The sequence below is a fragment of the Acinetobacter sp. MD2(2019) genome (assembly GCF_035615615.1).
Lineage (GTDB): Bacteria > Pseudomonadota > Gammaproteobacteria > Pseudomonadales > Moraxellaceae > Acinetobacter.
In genome coordinates this window covers 1-868 of record NZ_VTDU01000065.1, presented here as the reverse complement: position 1 = coordinate 868, position 868 = coordinate 1, and the positions used below count along the sequence as shown (strand labels likewise).

Genomic DNA, 868 nt, shown 5'->3' with positions numbered 1-868 from the left:
TAGAGAGTGTTGACACTTTTAGTATAAAAAATAGCGAAGTAGTAAAATCAAATCGCCAAACCCAATTTTACTATTCGCTATGCCTCGTACCATGCTGACAGATCAACACTGGCAAAAGTTGAAACCTATTCTCCGTAATTTATCGATTCACCACAACTCAAATTTACGTAATTTTATTGAAGCCATTCTTTATAGAATTAGAACAGGTTGCCCTTGGCGTGATCTACCTTCAGATTTTGGATTAGCAAACTCTATTTTTAAACGCTTTAACCGTTGGTCAGCGAGTGGCAAATTACTTATTTTATTTAAAATATTATCTTTTTGCACGGATATGGAGTGGGTGTTTATTGATGGTTCTCATGTACGTGCTCATCAACATTCTGCTGGCATTGCTCAACAAGCTATTTCAAAAAGCATTGGTGGAAACTCATCCAAAATACATTTAGTTGTAGATGCGCATGGCAATCCTATTGATTTCATCATTACAGATGGAACAACGAATGATATGAAAGTTGCACCTGACTTAATTTCAAAGCTAGATTTATCAGAAACAGACATAGTGTGTGCAGATAAAGGTTATGATTCAGAACCTTTGCGTGAACAGATTAGAGCTACTGATACTAAAGCAAATATACCAAAAAAATCTAACACTAAATCTAGTAATGATCATATGGATTGGTATTTATATAAAATCAGACACTTAGTTGAAAATATGTTTTGTAGACTGAAGCAATTTAGGGGGATAGCCACTCGATATGACAAGCTGAAACGAAACTATGAAAGTTCAGTTGCTCTCGCTTGTATATTTTTATGGCTACCCTTGTAAATTAATATTTGAGCAGTAAGTGTCAACACACCCTAGCCAAAT

Annotated in this window: 1 protein-coding gene; it reads left to right on the top strand. The window is 34.9% G+C overall.

Annotated elements, in window-relative coordinates; genetic code table 11:
- Positions 1–79 precede the first annotated feature (79 nt).
- Positions 80–826 (top strand): IS5 family transposase, encoded by a 747-nt coding sequence (locus tag I2F62_RS13075; protein WP_324627417.1) that lies wholly within the window; start codon positions 80–82, stop codon positions 824–826.
- Positions 827–868 lie beyond the last annotated feature (42 nt).

Coding starts and splice junctions, on each gene's coding strand:
- I2F62_RS13075 (WP_324627417.1), top strand. CDS start 80: ATGCCTCGTACCATGCTGACAGATCAACACTGGCAAAAGTTGAAACCT.